General features: G+C 69.9%; 21 protein-coding genes. 5 read left to right on the top strand and 16 right to left on the bottom strand.

Annotated features, from left to right (window positions below):
- Positions 1–20 precede the first annotated feature (20 nt).
- Entirely contained in the window at positions 21–1,217 is a 1,197-nt protein-coding gene (locus AC5JCN_RS20255) for a CaiB/BaiF CoA transferase family protein (protein WP_495756893.1), read from the bottom strand.
- Positions 1,214–1,459 carry a hypothetical protein gene (locus AC5JCN_RS20250; protein ID WP_495757714.1) on the bottom strand — a complete coding sequence of 82 codons (246 nt, stop codon included), beginning with the start codon at positions 1,457–1,459 and terminating at the stop codon, positions 1,214–1,216. The genes AC5JCN_RS20255 and AC5JCN_RS20250 overlap by 4 nt, the downstream gene beginning before the upstream one ends.
- Here AC5JCN_RS20250 and AC5JCN_RS20245 point away from each other — a divergent pair.
- Both AC5JCN_RS20245 and AC5JCN_RS20240 read left to right on the top strand, forming a co-directional pair.
- Entirely contained in the window at positions 1,343–1,582 is a 240-nt protein-coding gene (locus tag AC5JCN_RS20245) for a BrnT family toxin (protein ID WP_495757688.1), read from the top strand. The two genes, AC5JCN_RS20250 and AC5JCN_RS20245, sit on opposite strands and share 117 nt — an antisense overlap.
- The gene (locus AC5JCN_RS20240) at positions 1,536–1,874 is read left to right on the top strand and encodes a hypothetical protein (RefSeq protein WP_495756892.1); all 339 of its coding nucleotides are present in this window, start codon (positions 1,536–1,538) and stop codon (positions 1,872–1,874) included. Before AC5JCN_RS20245 ends, AC5JCN_RS20240 begins: the two co-directional genes overlap by 47 nt.
- A gap of 39 nt (positions 1,875–1,913) precedes the next feature.
- On the opposite strand, the gene AC5JCN_RS20235 is transcribed toward AC5JCN_RS20240, so the two are convergent.
- Both AC5JCN_RS20235 and amaB read right to left on the bottom strand, forming a co-directional pair.
- Positions 1,914–3,128: an acyl-CoA dehydrogenase gene (locus tag AC5JCN_RS20235; RefSeq protein WP_495756891.1), complete on the bottom strand. Its 1,215-nt coding sequence runs from the start codon at positions 3,126–3,128 to the stop codon at positions 1,914–1,916.
- Positions 3,129–3,279: 151 nt separating this feature from the next.
- Positions 3,280–4,797, bottom strand: coding sequence for an L-piperidine-6-carboxylate dehydrogenase (gene amaB / locus AC5JCN_RS20230; RefSeq protein WP_495756890.1), 1,518 nt, complete (start codon positions 4,795–4,797; stop codon positions 3,280–3,282).
- A 121-nt stretch (positions 4,798–4,918) separates the two neighbouring features.
- Between amaB and gcvA the strand changes: the two genes are divergently transcribed.
- Positions 4,919–5,821: a transcriptional regulator GcvA gene (gene gcvA / locus AC5JCN_RS20225; RefSeq protein WP_495756889.1), complete on the top strand. Its 903-nt coding sequence runs from the start codon at positions 4,919–4,921 to the stop codon at positions 5,819–5,821.
- Positions 5,822–6,552: 731 nt separating this feature from the next.
- Here gcvA and AC5JCN_RS20220 read toward each other — a convergent pair.
- Entirely contained in the window at positions 6,553–7,968 is a 1,416-nt protein-coding gene (locus AC5JCN_RS20220; protein ID WP_495756888.1) for an L-serine ammonia-lyase, read from the bottom strand.
- A gap of 165 nt (positions 7,969–8,133) precedes the next feature.
- On the opposite strand from AC5JCN_RS20220, the gene uxuA reads away from it, so the two are divergent.
- On the top strand, positions 8,134–9,318 hold the full coding sequence (gene uxuA / locus AC5JCN_RS20215; RefSeq protein WP_495756887.1) for a mannonate dehydratase: 1,185 nt from the start codon (positions 8,134–8,136) through the stop codon (positions 9,316–9,318).
- A gap of 188 nt (positions 9,319–9,506) precedes the next feature.
- Here uxuA and pbpC read toward each other — a convergent pair whose 3' ends face one another.
- Positions 9,507–11,609, bottom strand: a complete 2,103-nt coding sequence (pbpC, locus tag AC5JCN_RS20210) for a penicillin-binding protein 1C (protein ID WP_495756886.1) — start codon at positions 11,607–11,609, stop codon at positions 9,507–9,509.
- A gap of 190 nt (positions 11,610–11,799) precedes the next feature.
- On the bottom strand, positions 11,800–17,085 hold the full coding sequence (locus tag AC5JCN_RS20205) for an alpha-2-macroglobulin family protein (RefSeq protein WP_495756885.1): 5,286 nt from the start codon (positions 17,083–17,085) through the stop codon (positions 11,800–11,802).
- Positions 17,086–17,277: 192 nt separating this feature from the next.
- On the opposite strand from AC5JCN_RS20205, the gene AC5JCN_RS20200 reads away from it, so the two are divergent.
- Positions 17,278–18,717 carry a peptidoglycan-binding domain-containing protein gene (locus AC5JCN_RS20200; protein ID WP_495756884.1) on the top strand — a complete coding sequence of 480 codons (1,440 nt, stop codon included), beginning with the start codon at positions 17,278–17,280 and terminating at the stop codon, positions 18,715–18,717.
- Between the two features lie 72 nt (positions 18,718–18,789).
- Here the strand turns inward: AC5JCN_RS20200 and purU are convergent, their stop codons facing one another.
- The 9 genes from purU to AC5JCN_RS20155 all read right to left on the bottom strand — a co-directional run bounded on the left by purU (position 18,790) and on the right by AC5JCN_RS20155 (position 25,806).
- Positions 18,790–19,659: a formyltetrahydrofolate deformylase gene (gene purU, locus AC5JCN_RS20195; RefSeq protein WP_495756883.1), complete on the bottom strand. Its 870-nt coding sequence runs from the start codon at positions 19,657–19,659 to the stop codon at positions 18,790–18,792.
- A gap of 115 nt (positions 19,660–19,774) precedes the next feature.
- Positions 19,775–20,395, bottom strand: a complete 621-nt coding sequence (gene ureG, locus AC5JCN_RS20190; protein ID WP_495756882.1) for an urease accessory protein UreG — start codon at positions 20,393–20,395, stop codon at positions 19,775–19,777.
- The gene (locus tag AC5JCN_RS20185; RefSeq protein ID WP_495756881.1) at positions 20,392–21,165 is read right to left on the bottom strand and encodes an urease accessory protein UreF; all 774 of its coding nucleotides are present in this window, start codon (positions 21,163–21,165) and stop codon (positions 20,392–20,394) included. Before AC5JCN_RS20185 ends, ureG begins: the two co-directional genes overlap by 4 nt.
- On the bottom strand, positions 21,065–21,751 hold the full coding sequence (locus AC5JCN_RS20180; protein WP_495756880.1) for an urease accessory protein UreE: 687 nt from the start codon (positions 21,749–21,751) through the stop codon (positions 21,065–21,067). Before AC5JCN_RS20180 ends, AC5JCN_RS20185 begins: the two co-directional genes overlap by 101 nt.
- A gap of 33 nt (positions 21,752–21,784) precedes the next feature.
- Positions 21,785–22,063 carry a DUF29 family protein gene (locus AC5JCN_RS20175; RefSeq protein ID WP_495756879.1) on the bottom strand — a complete coding sequence of 93 codons (279 nt, stop codon included), beginning with the start codon at positions 22,061–22,063 and terminating at the stop codon, positions 21,785–21,787.
- Positions 22,060–22,536 (bottom strand): DUF29 domain-containing protein, encoded by a 477-nt coding sequence (locus AC5JCN_RS20170; protein WP_495756878.1) that lies wholly within the window; start codon positions 22,534–22,536, stop codon positions 22,060–22,062. Before AC5JCN_RS20170 ends, AC5JCN_RS20175 begins: the two co-directional genes overlap by 4 nt.
- Positions 22,537–22,566: 30 nt before the next feature.
- Positions 22,567–24,279, bottom strand: a complete 1,713-nt coding sequence (gene ureC, locus AC5JCN_RS20165) for an urease subunit alpha (protein WP_495756877.1) — start codon at positions 24,277–24,279, stop codon at positions 22,567–22,569.
- Positions 24,280–24,297: 18 nt separating this feature from the next.
- Positions 24,298–24,918, bottom strand: a complete 621-nt coding sequence (locus AC5JCN_RS20160; protein ID WP_495756876.1) for an urease subunit gamma — start codon at positions 24,916–24,918, stop codon at positions 24,298–24,300.
- Positions 24,919–24,954: 36 nt separating this feature from the next.
- A complete protein-coding gene (locus AC5JCN_RS20155; protein ID WP_495756875.1) occupies positions 24,955–25,806 on the bottom strand; it encodes an urease accessory protein UreD in 852 nt (283 codons plus the stop codon).
- Between the last annotated feature and the right edge of the window lie 17 nt (positions 25,807–25,823).

Genomic DNA, 25,823 nt, shown 5'->3' with positions numbered 1-25,823 from the left:
CCACCCAGCGCTGGTTGTGCTCACTCCGCCCCCCATGCGGGGTCGGCCAGTACCTCGGCCGTGTCTTCGCCGAGGCGGGGGGCGGCGCGGCCGGCGAATTGCGGCTGGCCGTCGAGGATCAGGGGAGAACGGACGGAGGGGATGCTGCCGCCCGCCGCCGCCTCGCTGGGCAGGTCGACCTTCATGCCCCGCGCGATCGTCTGCGGGTCGGCAAAGACGTCGCCGATGGTGTTGATGGGACCCGCCGGGACTCCGTCGCGCTCCAGCAAGCCGAGCAGATCGGAGCGGGTGAAGGCGCGGGTCAGGCCCGAGATGCGCGCGCACAGGGCGTCCCGGTGCTTCACGCGCAGGGCGTTGGTCTTGTAGTCCGGGTTGTCCGCCAGCGCCGGCTCGCCCAGGATGCGGCAGAGCTTGGCGTACTGCCCGTCATTGCCGACGGCGACCACCACGTGCCCGTCGGAGACCGGGAAGACCTGGTAGGGCACGATGTTGGGATGCGCGTTGCCCAGCCGTCGCGGTGCCTTGCCTGACACGAGCGCATTCAGAGCCTGGTTGGCGAGGATCGCCACCGTCGCGTCGAACAGCGCCATGTCGACATGCGCGCCCTCCCCCGTCTCGTCGCGCCGGCGCAGGGCGGCGAGGATGCCCACCACCGAATAGAGGCCCGTGAAGATGTCGGAGACGGCCACGCCGACCTTCTGCGGCTCGCCGTCGGGGGCTCCCGTAATGTCCATGATGCCGGCCATGGCCTGGATCATGAAATCGTAGCCGGCCCGCTGGGCATAGGGTCCGGTCTGGCCGAAGCCGGTGATCGAGCAGGTGACCAGGCGCGGGTTGAGCTTGCGCAGGCTGGCATGGTCGAGCCCGTATTTGACGAGCCCGCCGACCTTGAAGTTCTCGACGACGACGTCGGCGTGAAGGGCCAGCCGGCGCACCAGCGCCTGTCCCTCCGGCGTCTCGAAATCCACCGCCACCGAGCGCTTGCCGCGGTTGCAGGAGTGGAAGTAGGCGGCGGAGAGATCGCCTCCATCGGCAGCTTCCACGAAGGGCGGTCCCCAGGTGCGGGTGTCGTCACCCGTGCCGGGGCGCTCGACCTTGACGACGTCGGCGCCGAGATCGGCCAGCGTCTGGCCCACCCATGGCCCGGCGAGGATACGCGCCAGCTCCAGCACGCGGATGCCGTGCAGGGGTGGGATGTCGGCGGCCACGCTGCTCACCGGCAACCTCCGGTCCATTGTTCACGCGCGGCCGGCGTGCTTGGCTCGCCGCCATTGCGACCCGTGATTTCACACGATGATTGCCGATGCGGATCGAGTATGATCCCGCCAAGAGAGCCGCGACCCTGCGCGACCGCGGCATCGACTTCGGCGACGCTGGAGTGGTTTTTCAAAGCCCAACCTACACGGCGCTTGATGATCGGAAAGACTACGGCGAACGCCGGAACCTCACCGTCGGCCACTTGCGGGGTCGGATGGTGATCCTGATCTGGACGGAACGTGACAGCGCGAGGCGCATCATTTCGATGAGGTACGCGAATGGCCGCGAACGAGCCCAATACGGACACCTCCTGGCTGGACCCTGACGAACCGTTGGACCCTGACGAACCGCCGGAACTTGACGACAACTTCTTCGCCCGCGCCGACCGGTACGACGGCGAGCGTTTCGTGAAGCCCGGTCTTGGCCTCGACGGCCTGCCGAAGGTGAAGCTCGAGGACGTTTTCGTCTCGCAGGACGTCGCAGAGGCGATCGCCAGGCTGCCGTGCTGGCAGACCCAGATCGATGCCATCCTGAGAGCTTGGACGGACGGGCGCATCCGCATCGCTCCGCTCCGCGAGCGCGACGGGAGCGGCACGCAGCCCGAGGCGGCCGAATAGACCGTCTCGCGGGAGAGTCGGGCGCCGCTCATCCGGCCCTCAGAAAAACGCCTGCAGGCCGGTCTGGGCCCGACCAAGGATGAGGGCGTGCACGTCGTGCGTGCCCTCGTAGGTGTTGACGGTCTCCAGGTTCTGCGCGTGGCGCATGACGTGGTATTCCTCCTGGATGCCGTTGCCGCCGTGCATGTCGCGGGCCACGCGGGCGATGTCGAGGGCCTTGCCGCAATTGTTGCGCTTGACCAGCGAGATCATCTCCGGAGCGACCTTGCCCTCGTCGAAGAGCCGGCCGACGCGCAGGGAGGCCTGCAGGCCGAGCGCGATCTCCGTCTGCATGTCGGCGAGCTTCTTCTGCACCAGCTGCGTGGCAGCTAACGGCCGGCCGAACTGCTTGCGGTCCAGCGTGTAGGTGCGGGCGCGGTGCCAGCAATCCTCGGCTGCACCCATGACGCCCCACGAGATGCCGTAGCGCGCCCGGTTGAGGCAGCCGAAGGGGCCCTTGAGGCCGGCGACGTTCGGCAGCAGCGCGCTCTCGGGCACGACCACCCCGTCCATGACGATCTCGCCCGTGATCGAGGCCCGCAGGGAGAGCTTGCCGCCGATCTTGGGGGCCGAGAGGCCCTTCATGCCTTTCTCAAGCACGAAGCCGCGGATCTGGTCGTCATGCGCGGGCGACTTCGCCCAGACGACGAAGACGTCGGCGATGGGCGAGTTGGAAATCCACATCTTCGAGCCGGTCAGGCGGTAGCCGTCGGCCACCTTCTCGGCGCGGGTCTTCATGCCGGCAGGGTCGGAGCCCGCGTCGGGCTCGGTGAGGCCGAAGCAGCCGACGAACTCGCCGGTGGCCAGCTTCGGCAGGTACGTCTTGCGCTGCGTCTCGTCGCCATAGGCGTAGATCGGGTACATGACGAGCGAGGATTGCACGCTCATCATCGAGCGGTAGCCGCTGTCCACCCGCTCGATCTCGCGCGCCACGAGGCCGTAGGAGACATAGTTGGCGCCGGCGCAGCCATAGTCGTCGGGCAGCGTCACGCCGAGCAGGCCCAGCGCGCCCATCTCATCGAAGACGGCCCGGTCCGTCTTCTCCTCGCGATAAGCCTCGATGACGCGCGGCAGGAGCTTCTCCTGCGCGAAGTCGCGGGCCGTATCACGGATGAGGCGCTCCTCCTCGGTGAGCTGCTCCTCGAGGAGGAACGGATCCTCCCACGTGAAGGAGGCCGGGGAGGGCTTGTCCTTGGCCTTCGGATTGGCGCTCATCGTGATCTCCTCCGTCCTTCGGGCCGCCTCGCTGTCATCCCCGGCCGGAGCGGCGAAGCCGCGGAGGGGAAGGGGATCCAGGAGCAGGCTTCCCGGTCCCAAGGGAGGCCTGGTCCCCTTCCCGCGCCTTCGGCGCGCCGGGGATGACAGGCTACCCCATGATCTCGAACTGAACGCCTTGCGCCAACGGCACGGTCGTCCCGTAATTGATGGTGTTGGTCGCCCGGCGCATATAGGCCTTCCAGGCGTCGGACCCGGCCTCGCGGCCGCCGCCCGTCTCCTTCTCGCCACCGAAGGCGCCGCCGATCTCTGCGCCGGACGGGCCGATATTGACGTTGGCGATGCCGCAGTCGGAGCCCTCGGCTGAGACGAAGCGCTCGGCCTCGCGCATGTCGAGGGTGAAGATGGAGGACGAGAGCCCGGCTCCTACTGCGTTGTGAAGCGTAATCGCCTCCTCGAAGGTCGCGTACTTCACGACGTAGAGGATGGGCGCGAAGGTCTCGCGCAGCATGGGTCCGGCCTGCGACGGCATCTCGACCAGGGCCGGGGTGGCATAGAAGGCCTTGACGTGGCCATTGACCGCCACGCGCGTCCCGCCCGTCACCTGCGCTCCGGCGGCACGCGCCTCGGCCAGCGCCCGCTCCATGCCGGCGAAAGCCGCAGCGTCGATCAGCGGGCCTACGAGCACGCCGTTCTCGCGCGGATCGCCGACCTTGGCGGAGCCGTAGACGCTGCGCAGCCGCGGCACGATCTGGTCGTAGACGCTCTCGTGCACGATGAGCCGCCGCAGCGTCGTGCAGCGCTGGCCGGCCGTGCCGATGGCGGCGAAGGCGATGGCGCGCAACGCGATGTCGAGGTCGGCGGATGGCGTCACGATGGCGGCATTGTTGCCGCCGAGCTCGAGGATGGCACGGGCGAAGCGACCCGCGAGCTTCGGGCCGACCTGCCGGCCCATGGCGGTGGAGCCGGTCGCCGACAGCACCGGGATCCGCGGATCGTCGACCAGCGCCTCGCCGAGGTCGCGCCCGCCGATCAGCACCTCGTGCAGGCCCTCCGGGATGCCGCCGAACCTCTCGCCCGCCTTCTTCACGATGGCGGCGACGGCCAGCGCCGTGAGCGGCGTCTTCTCGGACGGCTTCCAGACGACGGGATCGCCGCAGACGAAGGCGAGCGCGGCATTCCACGACCACACCGCGACGGGGAAGTTGAATGCGGTGATGACGCCGCAGGGCCCCAGCGGATGCCAGGTCTCCATCATGCGGTGGTCCGGGCGCTCGGTGGCGATGGTGAGGCCGAAGAGCTGGCGGGAGAGGCCGACCGCGTAGTCGCAGATGTCGATCATCTCCTGGACCTCGCCGAGGCCCTCGGAAACGATCTTGCCCGCTTCCAGCGTCACCAGCATGCCGAGATCGCTCTTTGCGGTGCGCAGTTCCTCGCCGATCAGGCGGACAAACTCGCCGCGCCGTGGGGCGGGGACGGCGCGCCACTCGCGAAACGCCGCCGCGGCGCGACCGACCGCATCCTTCACTCCGGCGGCCGTCGTGGTCCGCACCTCGGCAACGAGTTCGCCTGTGATCGGGGAGTGGGCGGGCAGGCCGCTCCAGCCAAAGGCGTCCGCGGGGACGCCGAGGCGGTCGAGGATGGCGCGGGCATCGGCGGCTGCTGTCATGTCGGTCCGGTCTCGTGGCGTGCGGGGATGCCCCGCACGGGTCATGTCGGGCGGCGTCAGGAAACGCCAAGGACGTCCCGGTTGCAAACGAGAAGTTCTCACGAGATCATGACGTACGCTCATGATCTCGCCGCGCCTCGTCCCCAGCCTCGGCGCGCTGCAGGCCTTCGAGGCCTCGGCGCGACACCTCAGCTTCACCCGGGCTGCCGAGGAACTGCGCCTGACGCAGGGCGCCGTCAGCAGGCAGGTCGCGGCGCTCGAGACGCAGCTTTCTGTGCCTCTGTTCGAGAGGGTGCGCCAGCGCATCGTGCTGACGCCGGCCGGGTCCGCCTATGCGGCGGAGGTGCGCGACATCCTCGGCCGACTGGCCGCGGCGACGCTCTCCACCATGGCCTTCAAGACGACGGGCGGGACGCTGTCGCTCGCCGTGCTGCCCACTTTCGGCACGCGCTGGCTGATCCCGCGCCTGCCGCGGTTCTTCCAGAAGCACCCGGAGGTGACGATCAATTTTGCTACCCGCATCCTGCCCTTCGACTTCGCGCGAGAACCGTTCGACGCCGGCATCCATTTCGGCAATCCCGACTGGCCCGGGGCCGTGTTCTACCGGCTCATGGGCGAATCCATCGTCCCGGTCTCCAGTCCTGCCCTTCTCCAGCGCCTCGCCATTGCCGAGCCGAAGGACGTGCTCAGGGCGCCCCTGCTGCAGCAGGCGACCCGTCCCCGGGCCTGGGGCGAATGGCTGGCCGCCCAGGGCCTCGATCCCGCGTCGGGGCGGGCCGGGCCGAGCTTCGAGCAGTTCGCCATGGTGGCGCAGGCGGCTGTCGCGGGCCTCGGCATGGCCATCGTCCCGCGTTTCCTGGTGGAGGAGGAACTGGCCAGCGGCCAGCTGGTCCAGCCCTTCGCCCGCCCCGTCGAGAGCGGCCAGGCTTACTGGCTCGTCTACCCCGAGAACCGGGCCGACCGCCCCGCCCTCACCGCCTTCCGCGACTGGCTGCTGGAGGAATGCCGCAGGCCGGAGGCGTGATGACCGCCCTTCCCTGCAAAGACGCGGGAGCCGCTGGAAACCCTCTCCCGCGAAGCGGGGGAGGGACAGGGAGGGGGGAAGGCGCAGCGCTGCAGAACAGGCTAACGGCGCCCCCTCTGTCCGTTTCACGGACATCTCCCCCGCGAGCGGGGGAGAGTTTCGGGCATGGCACAGCAAGCTGGAGAAGTGAGTGTCTCCGGGCACCGCGGCCAAGGCTCAGGAGCCGCTGGAAACCCTCTCCCGCGAAGCGGGGGAGGGACAGGGAGGGGGGAAGGCGCAGCGCTGCAGAACAGGCTAACGGCGCCCCCTCTGTCCGTTTCACGGACATCTCCCCCGCGAGCGGGGGAGAGTTTCGGGCATGGCACAGCAAGCTGGAGAAGTGAGTGTCTCCGGGCACCGCGGCCAAGGCTCAGGAGCCGCTGGAAACCCTCTCCCGCGAAGCGGGGGAGGGACAGGGAGGGGGGAAGGCGCAGCGCTGCAGAACAGGCTAACGGCGCCCCCTCTGTCCGTTTCACGGACATCTCCCCCGCGAGCGGGGGAGAGTTTCGGGTATGGCGGCGGGTGGGGACGCGCCGAGCGCCCGTTGCTGGCCAGACACAGGGCCATCTCTCACCTCAGAAGGCAGGGCTGGATCCCCTTCCCGCGCCTTCGGCGCGCCGGGGATGACAAGGCAATGATCCCTCCGGCCTCCCTTCCCGGCCTGCTGCCCAGACCGCCGGGGATGACAGCGCTCAGCACTCCACGACGTTCACCGCGAGGCCGCCGAGGCTCGTTTCCTTGTATTTGGAGCGCATGTCCTCGCCGGTCTGGCGCATCGTCTCGATGACGGCGTCGAGGGGGACGAGGTGGCTGCCGTCGCCCATCAAAGCCAGGCGGGCCGCGTTGATCGCCTTCACGGCTCCCATGGTGTTGCGCTCGATGCAGGGCACCTGGACGAGGCCGCGGATCGGGTCGCAGGTGAGGCCGAGATTGTGCTCCATGCCGATCTCGGCGGCGTTCTCGACCTGCTCGTTGGTGCCGCCGAGAACGGCCGCCAGCGCTCCCGCCGCCATGGAGCACGCCACCCCGACCTCGCCCTGGCACCCCATTTCGGCAGCCGAGATGGAGGCGCGCTTCTTGTAGAGCGTACCGATGGCGGCTGCGGTCAGCAGGAAGATGCGGCTGCCCGCGCGAATGCGTCCGGCCGGGGCGCAGAACGTCTCCCAGTACTTCAGCACCGAGGGGATGACGCCTGCGGCGCCGTTTGTCGGCGCGGTGACGACGCGCCCGCCTGCTGCGTTCTCCTCGTTCACCGCGAGCGCGTAGAGGCTGACCCAGTCGAGCACGCGCAGCGGATCGTCGGAGATGCGCGTCGTGAGATCCCGGTAGAGGCCGGCGGCGCGGCGCTTCACCTTGAGGCCGCCGGGCAGGATACCGTCCTGCGCGCAGCCGCGGTCGATGGAGGCCATCATGGCGTCGCGCACGCGGTCGAGGAAGTCGAAGGTCTGCTCCTGCGGGCGCCAGGCGGCCTCGTTGGCCAGCATCAGCTCGGCGATGGAGAGCCCGTAGCGCCGGGCCGAGTCGAGCAGCTCGACCGCCGAGTGGAAGGGATGAGGCAGCACGACGTCGGTGCCGGTGGCATCGGCATCCGACTGCTCGCCCTCGCGCACGATGAAGCCGCCGCCGGTCGAGTACCACGTCTGCGCCGCGACCTCCGCCTCCCCTGCGAAAGCCGTGAAGCGCATGCCGTTGGGGTGGGCGGGCAGGAACTCGCCCATACGGAAAACGAGGTCGTCGGCTTCCGCGAAGGCCACGGCCCGGCCGCCGGCGACGGGCAGCAGGCGGCGCGTGCGCACCTGCTCGACCATGGCCTCGATGTCGTCGGGAGGGACGGTCTCGGGCTCCCAGCCCTGCAGGCCGACGAGCACCGCGCGGTCGGTGCAATGGCCCTTGCCGGTCAGGGCCAGTGAACCGAAGAGCTCGGCGCGGACCCTGTCGTAGGGGACGCCGCTGTCGACGAGCCACCGGGCGAAGCGGCAGGCCGCGCGCATGGGGCCGACGGTGTGCGAGCTCGACGGGCCGATGCCGATGGTGAACAGGTCGGCGACGCTGATCGGGATTTCGGCCGGCTTGTGGGCCGGCACGGTCTGCGTCTCGGGGTCGAGCATGGGCCACCTCGCGGCGGCGATGGTGCGCCGCCCTGCCGCACCATAGCGCCATGCGCTGGCGCGCGCTGCTGGCCCGAAAACGACCGGGCCGTTGCCGCGGGCGGCGTTGACCCGGCGCCCGGCGTGGCCTCCTATGCGCGGCGAACATCAACACGGAAGACCGACATGAAGCAGGCGTGGCGCTGGTTCGGCCCCAAGGACCCCGTGAGCCTCGACGACATCCGGCAGGCGGGAGCGACGGACATCGTCACCGCGCTGCACGATTTCGCGCCCGGACAGGTGTGGACGCGCAAGGCCGTTGCTGAGCGCAAATCCATCATCGAGACCACGCCGCCCGGCCGCACCCCGCTCGCCTGGTCGGTGGTGGAGAGCATCCCGGTCCCCGACGACGTCAAGCGCAAGGGCAAGGCCGCCCGCCAGTCCATCGAGGGCTGGATCGAGAGCCTCTCGGCGGTGGCCGCGGAGGGCGTGCGCACCGTCTGCTACAATTTCATGCCGGTGCTCGACTGGACGCGCACCGACCTCGACTGGCCGCTGCCGACCGGCGCCACGGCGCTCCGCTTCGACAATGACCGCTTCGCCGCATTCGACCTCTACATCCTGAAGCGCCCCGGCGCGGAGCGGGACTGGGACGACGCATCGAAGGCACGCGCCCGCACGGTCCTCGACGGCATGAGCCAGGACGAGGTGGACACGCTGACGCGCACCCTCGCCGCGGGCCTGCCGGGCACGACGACGGACGCGCTCGACCTCGACGCTTTCCGCGCCCGCATCGCCGAGTATGCCGGCATGGACGCGGCCGCCGCCCGCCGGCACGCCATCGAGTTCCTGGAGGAGGTGGCCCCCGTCGCCCAGTCGCTCGGCGTCCGCCTGACGCTGCATCCCGACGATCCGCCGCGGCCGCTGCTCGGCCTGCCGCGCATCGCCTCGACGGCGGAGGACTACGCCGCCCTGTTCGACGCCGTGCCGGTGGAGGCCAACGGCATGTGCTTTTGCACCGGCAGCCTCGGCGTGCGGCCGGACAACGACCTCGTCGGCATCATCGAGCGCTTCGGCCCGCGCATCGGCTTCGTCCACCTGCGCGCCACCAAGCGCGAGGCCGACCCGCTGAGCTTCCACGAGGCCGCCCATCTCGACGGCGACGTCGACATGGTCGCGGTGATCGCGGCGCTGACGAAGGTGAACCGCTCGCGCAAGCCCGGCGACGCCATTCCGTTCCGCCCCGATCATGGCCACCGCATGCTGGACGACCTCTCCAAGGTGACCAACCCCGGCTATTCCGCCATCGGCCGCCTGAAGGGCCTGGCCGAGCTGCGCGGCATCATGCGGGCCGTGGAGCAGCTGGCGTAGACAGGCTCGGACCGCGCGTCTTCCGACGGGCTTCCGGACTGCGGGTCTGAAGACCCGCGGTCCGGTGTCATCCCGGCCGGAGCGAAGCGAAGAGCCGGGATCCAGGACCTCCTGTCGCCGTGGTCCTGGATCCCGGGTCTGCACCGCACCGCTGCGCTCTGCGGCGCGCCGGGATGACAGGCCGGCGCCTACTCCACCCGCACGCTCACACTGTCCGTCGCGCCCGTCGAGTCCACCACTGAGACGCGCGCGAAGCCGGCACCGTCGGGTTGCCATGAGGCCTGGCGGCGCGCCTCGGCCTCGCCGACCGGGCGGCCGTTGACGAGCCAGGTGAGCGGCGGCACCCCGCCCTGCGCCTTCATAGCGAGAGGCGAGGAGTCGCCCGCGGAGGCGGTGACGCCGAGGTCGATGCGGGCACCATCCGGCGGATAGGCGATGCGCAGCGTCGAGGTCGCAGTGGCCGCGATCGTCTTGGGCGCGTCCGTGCGGCGGTGGCGGAGCGTTGGGGGAAGCGTCGCGGTCGAGGCGAAGATCACGTCCCTGGGCGGCGGGATCGGCTCGGGCTCGCCTCCATAGCGGGCGAAGGCGTCGAATACGATCGGCGCCGCGACCTGCCGGCCAATCAGCCCGGGCACGGCCGCTCCGTCGGGCCTGCCGACCCACACCGCCACGGTAATCCGCTTGTCGAAGCCCACCGCCCACGCGTCGCGGTAGCCGTAGGAGGTCCCGGTCTTGAAGGCGATGCGGCCGGCCGGCGCGTTCGCGGGAGGCGGGGCTCCTCGGAGAATGTCGAACACGTACCAGGCCGCGACCGGCTCGGCGATGCGCTGGCCGGAGGCGGCCTGTGCCGGAGCATCCGCGGTCCGTATGAGGTCCGGCACGTCTCCGCCCCGGGCAAGGCCGGCGTACAGCCGGGCGAGATCGGCGAGGCGGATGCCGAGCCCGCCCAGCGCAACGGCGAGCCCGGGCGGCGCCTCCTTCGGCATCTCGATCTCCGCCCCGGCATTGTGCAGGCGGGCGAGGAAGCGCGGCGCGCCGACATCGGCCAGCAGTTCGACAGCGGGCACGTTCAGCGACAGCTGCAACGCCCGCCGGGCAGTTACCGTGCCCTGGAAGGAGAGATCGAAATTCTCCGGCTGGTAGAGCCCGAAGCGCGACGGGCGGTCCTCGAGGATGGTCTCGGGATGGGCGAGCCCGTTCTCGAAGGCCAGCGCATAGATGAAGGGCTTCAGCGCCGAGCCCGGCGAACGGATGGCGTCCGTCATGTCGACCGCGCCAGCGCGCTCGGCAGACAGGTAGTCGAGCCCGCCCACCTCGGCGCGCACGGCCCCGGTCGCGTTGTCGATCACCATCAGCGCGGCCGAGAGCCGGGGGCCCAGGGGGGCGACGCGCTCGCGCACGAGCTGCTCCATGCTGGCCTGCAGGCGGGCATCGATGGCGAGGCGATGGATCCGCGTCGATGGGTCGGCGCGCACCGCCTCCTCGGCCGCGTGGGCGGCGAGCATCGGCACGGGCCGGCGCGCCTCCGGCACCGGCTCGGCCTTGCCGGCCTCGGCATCCGCGCGGGTGATGACGCCGGCTTCGGCAGCCCGGTCGAGCACGCGGTCGCGGGCAGCGCGCGCCCTCGCAAGGTAGCGGTCCGGGCGGCGTGTCTCCGGGCTTTGCGGCAAAGCGACGAGCAGCGCCGCCTCGCCCAGGGTCAGGCGCTTCGGCTCCTTGCCGAAATAGGCGAAGGAGGCTGCCCGGACCCCCTCCAGATTGCCGCCATAGGGCGCCAGGGTGACGTAGAGGTCCAGGATCTCCTGCTTGGAGAAACGCCGCTCCAACTGCACGGCCCGCACCGCCTGGCGAAGCTTCGCCTCCGGCGTGCGGTCGTCCTGAGGCTCCAGCAGGCGCGCGACCTGCATGGTCAGCGTGGAGCCTCCGGAGACGACGCGGCCATGCGTCAACGCCTGACCGGCGGCCCGGAGCATCGCCAGCGGGTCGACGCCCGGGTGCGACCGGAAGCGCCGGTCCTCGTAGGCGGCGAGCATGGAAAGGTATCGGCCGTCGACGTCCTGCGCCGCCAGCGGCAGGCGCCAGCGGCCGTCCTCCGTGGTGAAGGCGCGCAGCAGGCGGCCCTCCCGGTCGAGCACCACCGTCGAGCCCTGCGGCACGCGCGACAGGTCGGGCGGTCCCAGCGCATCGACGTAGCGGGAGAGAGCGACACCGGCTCCGGCCAGCGCGACCACGGCGCAAAGCAGTGCACCGGCAGCGAGGCGAGGCAGAAGTGAGCGAGGCCGGTCAGCCATGTGTCATCCCCGGCCGGAGCCGCGCAGCGGCGGAGGGGAAGGGGATCCAGAAAGCCACAGCGAACAGGCCTGGATCCCCTTCCCGGCCTGCTCCGCAGGCCGCCGGGGATGACAGGCTCGCTTCAATGTGCCCGGGAGGACACTTGCTTCGCTTCGCTCGCAACGACGACGGAGGTGCATTCGCCCCTCCCTACTTGGCCGCAGTCACCTCGACCGTGCCGTAGGCGGTGCGGCCGAAGCGTTCGGGGCGGTACATGTCCTCGACCGTCGCGGGGGGCTGCACGTAGCGGCCGGGCGAGACGGCGCGGACCATGTAGGCCAGCGTGAACATCGCTGGCTGGCTGGAGTCGCGGTCGATGGCGGCGACGAAGCGGTCGTCGCGGTACTCGGTCGCGGCAGGCTCGACGTCCTTCTTCAGCCAGTCGAACGCGCCCACCGTGCCGCTGTCGACAAGGTTGGGGTTGTCGATTTCCAGCCCCGCCGGCAGCTGGTCGACGAGCACGATGCGGGCCCACTTGGCCTCCGGTTCGGTGACCTTCAGCACCACGACCATGCGGTCGTTCTGCCTGACCTGCGAGGGGTCCACCTGCTTGCCGTCGAGTTTGTAGAAACTCCGCTCGAGGGCATAGCCCTGCGACGCCGCCGGCTCCTGCGTCATGGGATGGCCGGAGGTGGTCAGCACGACCTGGGCCGTCGACTGCCCGCCATTGCCGATCACCACCTGCCGGCTGTCGAGAGCCTGCGCCCTGAACGTGCGGTAGAGGGCGCCGGGCTGGCGGACGCCATCGAGCGTGATGGCCATGGCCTCGGCATCCTTCGACAGCGAGGCCGCGGCCAGCACCATCCAGGTGTTCTCCTGCGTGCTGGTGTGGGTGCCGCCCGGCCCCGGCGTGGCGCCGCGCGCGTCCTCGACCACGGCACTCGCCTTGACGAGCTGGTCGCGCGAGGCGTTGGACTCCGCCGCCAGCGCCAGGATCCCGGCGCCGTCGCGAAGCCTGGACCCATAGTCGGCGCGCGAGACGCGATCGTCCTTCACGCCCTGGATGCCCTGAAGGGCGGCGGCGAAGGCCGCCTGCGCCCGCCCCTTGTCGCCGAGCAGCGCGAGCGCCGCGCCGATCTGCGCCTTTGCCAGCGACGAGCCGAAATTGGCCAGCTTGGTGTCGGCGAGGTATCGCAGATCGCCCATGACGGGCCGGCCGTTTCTGGCCAGCACGTAAATGCCGTAGGCGAGGTCCTGCCCCTTGCCGGCCTCCACATCCGTGGCGTTCGAGACGCTGTTGCGGATGCGGTCGAGAGCCATGTCGAAGGCCCGCTGCGGCACGGCGAAGCCGCGTTCGCGGGCCCGGGTCAGGAAGTCGGTGACGAAGCTGTCGAGCCAGAGGTCGTCCGTTCCCCCGACCGTCCAGAGGCCGAAGGAGCCGCTGGAGTCCTGACGGGCGAGAACGCGCTCGATCGTGTCGCGCACGCGCTCGTCGACCTTGTCGTCGATGTTGAGCGACTCGATGGCCGCCAGCCGGTTCACATAGAGGAGCGGCATGGCGCGGCTGACCAACTGCTCCGAACAGCCGAACGGGTAGCGGTCGAGCGCCTGCAGCAGCGCCGGCACGTCGAGCGCGCCGAAAGGCGAGGCGGCGACGGAGACGCCGCCCGAGGCCGGCAAATAGTCCGCGAGCAGGTCGGAGGAGACCGTCACCGTCTCGCCCGGAGCGAGGTTGCGCACGGTCCGGCGGTAGAGCGTCGGCGATCCCGGCTGCACGCCGAGCACGAAGCTCTGCCCGGCATCGATGCCTTGCCCGGTCAGGCGCAGGTCGAACTGCGCCGTGCCGATGCCCGCCGCCGTCACCGGGATGGTGAGCTGCGCCTTGCCGTTGGCGTCGAGCCGCAGCGTGCTGCGCGCCGCCGAGGCGGGGATGACGACGGGGCCGCGCACGTCGAGGTCGACGGTATAGTCGCCTGCCGGGCCCTCGACATTGTCCACCTGCAGGAAAAAGCGGGACTGGTCGCCCAGGTTGAGGAAGCGCGGCAGCGTGCCCTGAACCACCACCGGATCGCGGATGACGACCTCGCTGTCGGAGCTGCCGGCGCGGCCCTTGGTCCACGCGACCGCCATCACGCGGACGCTGCCGTTGAAGGCCGGGATGTCGAAGGAGACATTGGCCTTGCCGTCCGGCCCGACCTTCACCACGCCGGAGTACCGCGCCAGCGGAGCCTGCGTCGGAGGCGAGGCGTCGCCGGACAGGCCTGCCTCGTCGCCGCCGGAGCGAATGGCGCCACGCGTGCCCTGCATGCCGTCGATCAGGTATCCGTAGAGGTCGCGGATCTCGGCGCCGAGCTGGCGCTGGCCGAAGAAGTACGCGGCCGGCTGCGGCGTCTCGTACTTGGTGAGGTTGAGGATGCCCACGTCCACGGCCGCGACCGTGACATAGGCCTCCTCGCCCCGGGCGAGGCCGGCAACGGCGACGGGGAGCTCCAGCGTGCCGCGCGGCCTGATCTTGGCAGGCCCTGCGATCGAGACCGAAAGCTTGTGCTTCGGTTCGTCCACCGCGAACCAGGCGACGCCGAGGGCGCGGCCGGGCATGCGCTTCGCCGCCTGGTCGAGCGGCCGGTGCGCCAGGGCAACGACATAGGCGCCGGCGCCCCAGCCGCCCTTCACGGGCACCTGAACCGTGTTGTCACCGGCCTTCAGGTCGACGACGCGCAGGTCCTGGACGCGGTCGGACACAATGGCGATGGTGGCCTTGCCGGCGAAGCGCGGCGCCATCCTGAGGGTCATCGTGTCGCCGTCGGCGTAGGCGGCCTTGTCCAGGGACACGTCGAGCATGTCGGGCGTCTCGGCGGTGGCCGTGCCGGCCCAGCCCACCTCGAAGTCGACGCTGGTGTCGCCGGCCTCGCCGCCGCCGCGCACCTCGAGGCGATAGGCGCCCCACTCAACCGAAGTGGCAATGCGGGCGGGCGCGTCCGGTCCGATGTCGATGGTGCCGTCTGCCACGCGGCGGCTGGACTTCACGGCCTCGAACGACCAGCGGCCGTCCTGGTTGAACCACTGGTAGCGCTGGTCGATGCGGTACAGCGTCCACGGCGTCGCAGTCCTGGCGAGGCGCTGGCCTTCGGGCGAGGCGTAGACCACGTCGAAGGTGGCCGTGCCGCCCTGGCCGAGGTCGCCGAAGAGCTTCTTGACGCCGACCACCGGCCCCCGCGGCCGGATGGGAAGCGTCACCGAGCGCTCGACGGCGCGGCCTCCCGTCTCTCCGACGCGCAGCGTGATCTTCGCCTCGATCGGCTTGGGCGCCGTGACCTCGGGCAGGGTGACGACCGCAGTCGCGAGGCCCTTGGCGTCCGTGACCGGCGGGTCCTCCACCTCGGCGGACACGGCCTCGAAGGCCTCGTCCTGCAGGCCGACCTGGTAGCCCTCGAGCCCGGGAACGGCCGGTCCCGTCGCCGCCTGCACCGTGTACTCGCCGGAGACGTCGAGGTCGGCGCCCGGCGCGCCGTAGAGATAGCGGGCGGCGATGTCGATCCGGGCGGGCTCGCCCGCTCCCAGCGACTTGTCCTTCGGCGTCAGCGTGACATCGAGACGCTCGGGCACGTAGTCCTCGACGAGGAAGCTCGTCTCGCCGATGGATGCACCCTTGGGGTCGGCGTAGGCGAGCACCCTCCACGTTCCCCGCGATGCACCGCTCAGGAGCGGAACCGACAGGGCGCGACCGCCGAGGCCCTGGTCCTCGACGGCGGTGCGCTTGTACTCGACGCCGTCCGGTCGCTTGACGACGAGGGTCAGGGGCAAGGCGGAGACGGCCTGCCCGACGGGATCGCGCAGCAGCGCGGTGACGAACACCGTCTCGCCCGAGCGATAGACGCCCCGCTCCGTGTAGAGGAATGCGTCGAGACCCTTCGGCGCGACGCGGCCTTTCACGCCGCGATCGGTGAGGTCGAAGGCAGCGGTGCCGAGGTCGAGGAAGCCGTAGTCGCCGCTGGAATCCGTCGCGACGACGAGCCCCGGCGCGAGGCCTCCCGCGCCGCGGGCGAGGCCGGGATCAAAGGCGGCATGGCCCGTGCCGTCCGTCGGCTTCGTCGCGAGAATCTCGTTGTTGCGGGCGAAGAGGCGGATCTCGACGTCCTTGAGCGGTTCTGCGCTGGCGAGCGAACGCACCAGAACGTGCACGCCGTCGTCGCCGGCCATGGCGGTGAGGCCGAGATCCGAGACGACGAACCACTGCGTGGCCTGGAGGGCGTAGTCGACATCCTCCTCGCCATCGCCGCTGTCGTCGGACGTGCCGGATGCGGAGTTCCCGGTGCCGGTGGCCTTCGCCAGCATGACGTAGACGCCGGGCTCCATCTTCCCGACCGCCTCGCTGACGGGAAAGGCGGTGACCACGTCCTTGTTGAGGTCGTTCTTCACCGAGAGGGTGCCGGACCAGATCTTCTGGCCGCTTTCATTGGTGAAGGTGCGGGCGGAGTAGCCGCCGAGCTGCTGCAGGAACTCGCCGCGCACGGCGGAAATCAAATTGCGGTCGCCGACACGAAACACGGAGACGTCGACACTCGGCGTGTTCACCGAGACGACCGGGATGCCCTCCTGGCCTGTGCGGGGCAGAACATAGTTCTTGCCGGTAAAGCGCACCTGGGGCGAGCGGTCGCGGACATAGATCTCGTAGTCGGCCGCCTTCAGGAGGGTTTCGCCGACCGACGAGGGCAGGCCCTGGCGCAGCACGATGGCATAGCGCTCGCCGTGCTTCAACCCGTCGACGCAGAGCTGCTGGTCCTCGGCGGAGATGGCGGCGTTGGCCGTGCCGGAGACGGCCACGTAGGGCGCGAAATCCACCTTGCCGCGTGCCAGCGGATCGGAAAACTGGAAGCAGACGCGCGGTGCGGCGCTGTCGGAATCGACCTTGTAGTCGGTGATGCGGAAGCCGTGCTGCTCGCGCAGTGCCTCGTAGACTGAGCGCACGCCGCTGTCGTCGGTCAGGGCAAGGCTGGCGCGGTACGCGTCGAGCGACGGGCGCCAGACCTCCCGCGCCGCGTAGGTCTCGCCGAGCACGGCAAGCGCCGTGGCTTCCTCCGGGCGGGATGTGGCCCGCTGGTAGGCGGCGTAGGCGGCGACGCTGGCGCGCTCGCGCAACTGCCAGCGCTCGGTGGAATCCTTGGGCTCGACCGCGAGCGCGGCACGGGCATAGCCGAGCCACGCGGATGCGTCCTTGCCGTCCGCGCCGACGGCGGCACCATAGAGGGTGAGCGCCTGGCGGACGTTGCGTCGGGTGATGGCCGTCGCCGCGTCGGCCCGCAGCTGGGCCGCCGCCTTGCCCTGGAGCGTCGCCGGGGCCTCCTTGCGCAGGCTCGCCTCCAGGCGGACGCTGTCGCTCAGCAGGTCGTCGCGGACGAAGGACTTCTGGGCCTGCGCGCCCGCGCCCCCCGCCATCGCGAGGAGCCCGAGGAGCGGGACGAGGGCGAGGGCGAGCGACCGAAGAGTCCAGCGCATCGACAGGCTCCGGCATTGACGGGGCCGCAACCCTAGCACTCCGTTTTGACACCGCAACGTGCGAGCGCACACGCCCTTTGCCTCGACCGCAAAGAGAGTTTCTGCAACATTCCCAAAGCTCCGGGGCGGAACGGCGCGCTTCAGCCCGTCCGCCGGAGTAGACCAGCGCGTGGCTGCGCCCGTGGAGCCCGAATGCCCGATCTTCGCCGTGCCGCCACCGCAACCGCCCTGCTGATGATGGCGGCCTGCGCCACCCTGTCCCCGGCTGGCGCGCAGACGCCGGCGCCCGCCGGCGCGGCGCAGCCCGATCCCGTCTTCGCGGCGGCCCAGAAGGCATTTGAGGCCCTGTCCGACGCCGAGCGGAAGGCAATACAGGACGACCTCGTCTGGGCGACCGACTTTCGCGGCGGCACATCGGGGTCTTTCGGGCCGCTGACCTTCCGGGCCGTCAGTGCCTTCCAGAAACAGACGGGCGCGACGGTAGACGGCAACCTGAAGCCCGAGCAGCGCGCCACCATTGCCGCCGCGGCCGGCAAGGCGCGGGCGTCTGCCAAGTTCTCGGTGGTCGTCGACGGCAAGACCGGCGTGCGCATCGGCGTGCCGCAGCGCCCGCTGGCGCGGACGATGGCAGGCGCGACGGGAACGCGCTGGGCCAGCGCCGACAATGCCATCTCGCTGGAGACAGGCGTCGAGAACGGCACGCCGCTCGCTGCCCTCTTCGATCGCTTCAACGCTCCGGCGCCGAACCGGAAGGTCACGTACAAGCTGCTGCGGCCCGACTGGTTCGTGGTGACGGCCGACACCGCGGGACAGCGGACCTATGTGCGCTACGCCGCGGTCGGGCAGGCCCTGAAGGGCTTCGTCTTCTCCTACCCGATCTCCGGCGGGCCGGAGTTCGACAGGCTGGCCGTTGCCATCGCCAACAGCTTCGATCCGGATCCGGCGCAGGGCGGCGCGGTGGCGGCATCATCACCCCCGCAGCAGGGCGCGTCCGCCCAGCCGGTTACGCCGGCGGCGGCGCAGCGGGGCCTCCCCGGCGGTTCGGGCCTGATCGCGACGGGCGTCGCCATCGCGCCCGGCAAGGTGCTGACGACGGCATCCGTGGCGGGTTGCGCGACGATCAACGCCGCGACGCTTCCAGCCAAGGTCGCCGCTTCCGACAAGGATGCCGGCCTCGCGGTGCTCGATGTGGCCGGCCTCAAGGCCAGGCCGGCCGCCCTGATGCCCGGCGGTGCGGCCGAAGGCGCTTCGCTGGTGGTCATCGGGTTCGCGGAGCAAAGACAAGGCGCCCCGCAACTCGTCGTGGCGCCTGGAGAGGCGCGTGTTCCGCAGGGCAGCGGCACCCTGCGTGTCTTCGCGCCCCTGCAGCACGGAGCGGCCGGGAGCCTCGTGCTCGACCGGCAGGGCGGGCTGGCGGGGGTCGTCTCGGGTACCGCGCAGGAGCCGCGCCTCGTGGCCGGGATCACGCCCGCGGCAAGCTGGCCCGTCGTGAAGACGGATGCCGTGGCGCGCCTCCTTCAACAGGCGGGAACGAACCTGACGCCCGGCTCTCCGCCGTCGGCCTCCCTCAGCGCCGGCGACCTCGCGCAGGCGCTGAAGTTCAGCCTCGTCGCCGTGACCTGCGGCGGCTGATCAGCCATCCGTCCTTGCGAGGAGCGCAGCGACGCTTCGCTGCGCTCGCAATGACGTCGTTCAGCGGCGGTCCTAGCCGTTGAACACCACCGTGCGGTGCCCGTTCAAGATAACGCGGTCGTCGAGATGGTCGGCGAGCGCGCGGGCCAGCACCCGGCGCTCGATATCGCGGCCCTTGCGAACGAGGTCGTCGGGCGAGTCACGGTGCGTGATGCGCTCGACGTCCTGCTCGATGATCGGGCCCTCGTCGAGATCCGACGTGACGTAGTGGGCCGTCGCACCGATCAGCTTCACGCCGCGCTCATGGGCCTGGTGGTAGGGCTTGGCGCCCTTGAAGCCCGGCAGGAACGAGTGGTGGATGTTGATGCACTTGCCCGAGAGCTTCGCGGCGAGGCCGTCCGACAGCACCTGCATGTAGCGCGCGAGCACGACGACCTCGGCCCCCGACGCCTTCACCACCTCCCAGAGCTGCTGCTCCTGCTCCAGCTTGGTCTGCTTGGTGACCGGCAGGTAATGGAAGGGCGCATCGCCGAACTCGATGTGGGAGTAGGTCTCGCGCGGGTAGTTGGCGACGATCCCGACCACGTCCATCGGCATCTCGCCGATGCGCTGCCGGTACAGCAGGTCGACCAGGCAGTGATCGAAGCGGGAGACGAGGAGAAGTACCTTCCGCTTCTCGCCGCGCGAGCGCAGCGTCCAGTCCATGCCCAGGCGCTCGCCCACCGGCCTGAAGGCGCCGCGCAGATCCTCCACCGTCCGCGTGCCCTCGACCGGATTGAAGACGACGCGCATGAAGAAGCGGTCCGTCTCGACGTCGTCGAACTGCTGCGCATCGAGGATGTTGCAGCCCTGCTCGAAGAGCAGCGTCGAGACGGCCGAAACGATACCCGGCCGGTTGGGGCAGGAGAGCTTCAGGACATAGGCATCGGGCGTCTGCGGCATCGGCGGCTCCGGGCGGAGTGGTGACTTCTCAGGCCACAGTTTCCGCACTGCAGCAAGAGTGTCTGTCCCGGATCCGGCTGCCACTTTCCAGCAAAGGCGCCTTGCCCGGGGCCTTTCAGGCCTTCAGGCCGCCGGCCTTCTCGACGAAGGCCGCGATCTCGGCCACGCCGATGCCTTCGCGCGTGTTGGCCATGACGAAGGGCCTGTCGCGCCGCATCGTCCTGGCGTCCCGCTCCATGACCTCGAGGCTGGCGCCGACGAAGGGCGCGAGGTCGATCTTGTTGATGACGAGAAGGTCCGACCGCGTGATGCCCGGGCCGCCCTTGCGTGGGATCTTCTCGCCGCCGGACACGTCGATGACGTAGATCGTGATGTCGGCGAGCTCGGGCGAGAAGGTTGCGGCGAGATTGTCGCCGCCGGACTCGATGAGCACGAGATCGAGATTCGGGAAACGCCGGTTCATCGCGTCCACGGCGGCCAGGTTGAGCGAGCAGTCCTCGCGGATGGCGGTATGCGGGCATCCGCCCGTCTCGACGCCCATGATGCGCTCCTCCGGCAGCGCGCCGGCGACCGTCAGGAGGCGGGCATCCTCCTTCGTGTAGATGTCGTTGGTGATGGCGGCGATGTCGTAGACGTCCCGGAAGCGCTTGCAGAGCTGCTCCATCAGCGCCGTCTTGCCGGAGCCGACTGGGCCGCCGATGCCGACGCGGAGGGGACCGTGGGACGATCGGGTCATGAGCGGAACAGCCTCGTATACTGGGTTTCGTGGCGCAGCGACGCGATGTCGGACCGGAAGGACGCGCCACCGAGCTCGTCGAGCGTGGCTGCTTCCGCCTCGCGCGCGACGGCGGCGACGACAGGCATGAGCGCGGCCATGATGCGCTGCCCGTCCGTCTGGCCGATCGGCCCAAGCCTCACGGCGGCCGAGACGAGGTTGCCGGAAAATCCGGTGAGATAGGCGCGCAGGGTCGCATCCAGCGGCACGCCATGGCCGGCGGCCAGCACGCCGACGGCAACGGGATAGGCGACGTCGCCGTCCCAGGCGCGGGAGAGCAGGTCGAGGGCCGGCACGGCCCAGGCCGAGCGCGCGGCGGCGACGAAGGCGTTGCCCTGCGCCGTCGCCTCCAGATGGCGCTCGGCCGAGGGCTGCAGGGCAACGGCCAGCTCGGCGATCTCGGCGAGGGTGTCGGCGGCATCGTCGCGGACGGCGCGCCAGGCGTGGGCGAGCAGGATGGCGTCGTTGCGCCCGGACGCCTTCTCGACCAGGTCGATGATCCAGTCGCGCGCCGTCGCGGCGTCGCGGACGTCCCCGGCCTCCACCGCCCATTCCAGGCCGTGCGAGTAGGCAAAGCCCCCGACCGGGAAGGCCGGCGACAGCCAGACCATCAACGGCAGAGCGGCGGCGTCAGTCATGCCGGTGCGAATGCTTGTGGCCGTGGCCGTGGTCATGATCATGGTGGTCGTGGCCGCAGCCGGGCCCGTGCTCATGCCTGTGCTCGTGGCCATGCTCGTGTCCATGATCGTGCGCGTGGGAGTGCGACGAGGCGTGGCTGTGCGCGGACGCCTGCGCATGGCCGTGCGCGGCGTGGGCATGCGCGTGAGCGTGATCATGGTCGTGGTGGTCATGGCCGTGATCGTGCCCGTGGTGGCCGTGGCCACCCTGGTCATAGGCGCCGCGCTCGGGCTGGAAGGGGCGGCGCACCGGCGTGACGCTGCAGCCCTGCCCCCGCACCATTTCGACGAGGACATGATCGTCCTCGATGTAGATGGCGTCAGCCGTGATCTCCGCCGGGGTGTGCCGGTTGCCAATGTGCCAAGCTACCCGCAGGAGACGCAGGGGGTTCTCGGCGCGGACCTCCACAAGGTCCTGGTCTGCCGCCTTGACCCTGACGAGGCGGCCATCCTCCAGCTTCAGGGCATCGCCGTCCTGCAGCGAGGCGGGTTTCTCGAGGTCGAGCAGCACTTCGGTGCCGGCCTCCCCGGTCAGCGCGATGCGCCGGCGGTGCCTGCCCTCATGATCGAGCACGACGGTATCGACGACCTTGTCGGCCTTGACGGCGAGCCTGCGGACGATGGCGGTGGCGCGGAGCATGGGATTGTCCTGGATGGTGACAAGGGCGCCGGATCAATCCGGCACGCCGGGCGGGCCCGGCAGTAAGCGGGTTCGACCGCCTGAGAGGCGGAATAGGGACATGTTTCCGGGAAAGCGGACAAGAGCAGGCCCAATCCTGCTTTCGATCTGGTCCGGCTCCGAATTGCCGAAGTCACGCAGTTCCTCAATCAGATGGGGAACATCCACGTCTGGGATGCGCCCGGTCTTCAGCAGCGAGATCTGCTGAAGCACCCATGCGTTGTAGTCATCCTCGTAGCGGACGAGCGTGTCGAGCGTGTCGGCCCGGCTCATGCGGTCGGCTCCTCGGGCACGAAATCGAGCGAAAGAACCTCGGCAATCGTAAAAGGGCAGGTAACCGGAAAGGCGTTGAGCGGCAGACCGGTCTCACCGGCCGCGCGTATCCTTGCCGTCGAATAGGCACGAGCCAGTATGTCTGCCGGAAATGTACGCAGGCTCGGGCTGTCGGTGATTTCGTCGGCGATATCTGTCCGCTGCTCGATCAGGCTCGACGTCCAGCTTTCCGAGCGCCGTTCCGGCTGGTAGCGCCACTTCAACAGATGCAGGAGGATAACGACGATCCGGCTCCGGATCTCCCTCTTCTGGCTGCGGCCCAAGTCCTCCAGCTCCTCGGCAATGTTTTCAGTATCGATCTGCGAAATACGTTTTTTTCCCCGCAGGAGCGCAGCCTGCTCCTGCGTCCAGGCAAAATAGTCGTCATCGTACCGGGTGGCCGAAACCGGCTTCACCCGCGCGGGGTCGGACATGGCAACTCCAGAAAAGCCGACCTCGGAATTCTAGAACAGGAAGTACCTCTGCGCCATGGCGAGCTCCTTGGCGGGCTCGCAGACGAGCAGTTCGCCGTCGGCCGTCACGGCGTAGGTCTCGGGATCGACCTGGATGTCGGGCGTGGCGTCGTTGAGCACCATGTCCTTCTTAGAGATCCCGCCGCGCACGTTTTCCACCGCGACGAACTCCTTGGCGACGCCGAGCTTCTCGCGCAGGCCGCCGTCGATGGCTGCCTGCGAGGTGAAGATGAGGGACGAGTCCGTCAGCGCCTTGCCGAAAGCACCGAACATCGGCCGGTAGTGGACGGGCTGCGGCGTCGGGATCGAGGCGTTGGGATCGCCCATCGGGGCGGCGATGATGGTGCCCGCCTTCACGACGAGATCAGGCTTCACGCCGAAGAACGCAGGAGACCACAGCACGAGGTCGGCGAGCTTGCCCACCTCCACCGAGCCGATGTGCTTCGACACACCATGGGCGATGGCGGGGTTGATCGTGTACTTGGCGACGTAGCGCCGGGCGCGGAAATTGTCGTTTCCGGGGCCGTCGCCCGGCAATGCGCCGCGCTGCTTCTTCATCTTGTCGGCGGTCTGCCAGGTGCGGGTGACGACCTCTCCCAGGCGGCCCATGGCCTGGCTGTCCGACGACATCATCGAGAGCGCGCCGATGTCGTGCAGGATGTCCTCGGCCGCGATCGTCTCGCGGCGGATGCGGCTCTCGGCGAAGGCGAGGTCCTCCGGGATCGAGCCGTCGAGGTGGTGGCAGACCATGAGCATGTCGAGATGCTCGTCGAGCGTGTTAACCGTGAACGGCCGCGTCGGATTGGTGGATGACGGCAGCACGTTGGGCAGGCCCGCGACCTTGATGATGTCCGGCGCGTGGCCGCCGCCGGCGCCTTCCGTGTGGAAGGCATGGATGGTGCGGCCCTTGAAGGCCTTCACGGTGTCTTCCACGAAGCCCGACTCGTTCAGCGTGTCGGTGTGGATCATCACCTGCACGTCGTAGTCGTCGGCGACGGCGAGGCAGTTGTCGATGGCTGCGGGAGTGGTGCCCCAGTCCTCGTGCAGCTTGAGCGCGCAGGCTCCGGCCTTGATCATCTCGACGAGGGCGGCGGGAAGCGCCGCGTTGCCCTTGCCGGAGATGCCGAGGTTCACCGGGAACGCGTCGAAGCTCTGCAGCATGCGGGCGATGTGCCATGGCCCGGGCGTACAGGTGGTGGCGTTGGTGCCGGCCGAGGGGCCGGTGCCGCCACCCAGCATGGAGGTGACGCCCGACATCAGCGCATGCTCGATCTGCTGCGGGCAGATGAAGTGGATGTGGCTGTCGAAGCCGCCGGCGGTGAGGATCTTGCCCTCGCCCGCGATGACGTCCGTGCCCGGCCCGATGACGATGGTGACGCCGGGCTGGATGTCCGGATTGCCGGCCTTGCCGATCGCCGCGATGCGCCCGTCCTTCAGGCCGACATCCGCCTTCACGATCCCCCAGTGGTCCAGGATCAGCGCGTTGGTGATAACCGTGTCGACAGCGCCCTCGGCATTGGTGCGCTGACTCTGGCCCATGCCGTCGCGGATCACCTTGCCGCCGCCGAACTTCACCTCCTCGCCATAGATGGTGAAGTCCTTCTCCACCTCTATCACGAGGGAGGTGTCGGCAAGCCGCACCTTGTCGCCCGTCGTGGGCCCGAACATGTGGGAATAGGCACTGCGGGAAAGAGTCGTTGCCATGGTGTCGGTCCTTCCCGCTCAGAGGCTGCCCATCACGTCCTGCCGGAACCCGTAGACCTTCCGGTCTCCGGCCAGCGCCACCAGCCGCACCTCCCGGCTCTGGCCGGGCTCGAAGCGGACGGCCGTCCCGGCGGGGATGTCGAGGCGCATGCCGCGGGCCTTGGCGCGGTCGAAGGCCAGCGCCGGGTTCGTCTCGAAGAAGTGGTAGTGGCTGCCGACCTGGATCGGCCGGTCGCCGGTGTTGGCCACGGTCAGCGTCACCGTCTCGCGGCTTTCGTTCATGACGATGTCGCCGGGAAGCGTGGTGACCTCGCCCGGGGTCAGCGCGCCCGAGGCGCCGCGGATCGGGTTGTGGACCGTGACGAGCTTGGTGCCGTCCGGGAAGGTCGCCTCGACCTGCACGTCGTGGATCATCTCGGCGATGCCGTCCATCACCTGGTCGGCGGTGATGACGTGGGCTCCCGCCTCCATCAACTCGGCGACGGACCGGCCGTCGCGAGCGCCCTCGATGACGAAGTCGGTGATCAGCGCCACGGCCTCGGGATGGTTCAGCTTGACGCCACGCTCCAGGCGGCGGCGCGCGACCATCGCGGCCATGGAGACGAGGAGCTTGTCCTTCTCGCGGGGCGACAGGTTCATGGGGCATTCCTCACGGTCGTTCTTGCGGTTCGTGATTCAACATTGCCAGACGCGCGGCAGCGGCCCCGGCCTGAGCGGACGCAGGGCGCGGGCCAGCGCGGCGCGCAGGCGGGCAGGATCGGTATCGGCGAGGCGGACGACCAGCATGCCGTTCCAGGCGCTCGCGCCGGCGTCGACGCCCACGGATCCGAGGGCCTCGCGGACGGGCTCCAGGAGGGCCGAGGCGCCGGGCGACACGTGCAGCACGGTCGCCACGGCGCGAGCGCCGCCGCCGATGGCCGGGCGGGCGAGGAGCCCGGCTATCGGGCCGGACAGGTCGAGGTTCTCGGCGAACAGGAGGCGCCCGCCGCGGCGGACACGCCAGCGGTCCGACAGCGCTCCCTCCCCCATCGTCTCGCCCATGGCAACGCGGCCGAAGATAATGGATTCGGCCATGGTGACGGACGCATCCTCCGGCATCGCCACGTCGAGCGTGCGGGCGAGCCGCGCGCCGGAGAAGAGGATCGTCTCCTGCGGCAGCCACGCCAACGAGGCGCGCTCCGAGAGCGTGGCTTTCACGGCTACGCGGGCCATCGGCCCATCCGACCGGTAGACCTTCTCGGCCGACTGGCTCGTCACCGTGGCGTCGGCGCCGGGGTCGAGAGCGAGGTCGACCGCCAGCCTGTCGCCGCCCGTCATGCCGCCGCCGGTGTTGATGATCACTGCCTCGCAGGTCCCCACCTTCGGGAAGCGTACGCGGAAGCCGCCGGTCTCCGAGAGCTCAGCGGCCTCCGTCCCGCGCGGCGCGGCATTGAAGCGGACACGCACGGCGCCGGCGGCACGAACATAGGCAGGGAGGCTGGAGGGCCCGCGTGCCGGAGCGCCGGCCGGGCTGAGATCACGCAGCAAAGGACCCCCTCTGTCCG

It is taken from the genome of Alsobacter sp. (assembly GCF_059501845.1).
Note: the sequence above shows the minus strand (reverse complement) of the source record. Positions and strands in the feature narration are given on the sequence as shown.

Bases quoted from the DNA above. Each gene is read 5' to 3' on its own strand.
- AC5JCN_RS20240 (WP_495756892.1), top strand. From the start codon at position 1,536: ATGGCCGCGAACGAGCCCAATACGGACACCTCCTGGCTGGACCCTGAC.
- AC5JCN_RS20235 (WP_495756891.1), bottom strand. From the start codon at position 3,128: ATGAGCGCCAATCCGAAGGCCAAGGACAAGCCCTCCCCGGCCTCCTTC.
- amaB (WP_495756890.1), bottom strand. From the start codon at position 4,797: ATGACAGCAGCCGCCGATGCCCGCGCCATCCTCGACCGCCTCGGCGTC.
- gcvA (WP_495756889.1), top strand. From the start codon at position 4,919: ATGATCTCGCCGCGCCTCGTCCCCAGCCTCGGCGCGCTGCAGGCCTTC.
- AC5JCN_RS20220 (WP_495756888.1), bottom strand. From the start codon at position 7,968: ATGCTCGACCCCGAGACGCAGACCGTGCCGGCCCACAAGCCGGCCGAA.
- uxuA (WP_495756887.1), top strand. From the start codon at position 8,134: ATGAAGCAGGCGTGGCGCTGGTTCGGCCCCAAGGACCCCGTGAGCCTC.
- pbpC (WP_495756886.1), bottom strand. From the start codon at position 11,609: ATGGCTGACCGGCCTCGCTCACTTCTGCCTCGCCTCGCTGCCGGTGCA.
- AC5JCN_RS20205 (WP_495756885.1), bottom strand. From the start codon at position 17,085: ATGCGCTGGACTCTTCGGTCGCTCGCCCTCGCCCTCGTCCCGCTCCTC.
- AC5JCN_RS20200 (WP_495756884.1), top strand. From the start codon at position 17,278: ATGCCCGATCTTCGCCGTGCCGCCACCGCAACCGCCCTGCTGATGATG.
- purU (WP_495756883.1), bottom strand. From the start codon at position 19,659: ATGCCGCAGACGCCCGATGCCTATGTCCTGAAGCTCTCCTGCCCCAAC.
- ureG (WP_495756882.1), bottom strand. From the start codon at position 20,395: ATGACCCGATCGTCCCACGGTCCCCTCCGCGTCGGCATCGGCGGCCCA.
- AC5JCN_RS20185 (WP_495756881.1), bottom strand. From the start codon at position 21,165: ATGGCCACGAGCACAGGCATGAGCACGGGCCCGGCTGCGGCCACGACC.
- AC5JCN_RS20180 (WP_495756880.1), bottom strand. From the start codon at position 21,751: ATGCTCCGCGCCACCGCCATCGTCCGCAGGCTCGCCGTCAAGGCCGAC.
- AC5JCN_RS20175 (WP_495756879.1), bottom strand. From the start codon at position 22,063: ATGAGCCGGGCCGACACGCTCGACACGCTCGTCCGCTACGAGGATGAC.
- AC5JCN_RS20170 (WP_495756878.1), bottom strand. From the start codon at position 22,536: ATGTCCGACCCCGCGCGGGTGAAGCCGGTTTCGGCCACCCGGTACGAT.
- ureC (WP_495756877.1), bottom strand. From the start codon at position 24,279: ATGGCAACGACTCTTTCCCGCAGTGCCTATTCCCACATGTTCGGGCCC.
- AC5JCN_RS20160 (WP_495756876.1), bottom strand. From the start codon at position 24,918: ATGAACCTGTCGCCCCGCGAGAAGGACAAGCTCCTCGTCTCCATGGCC.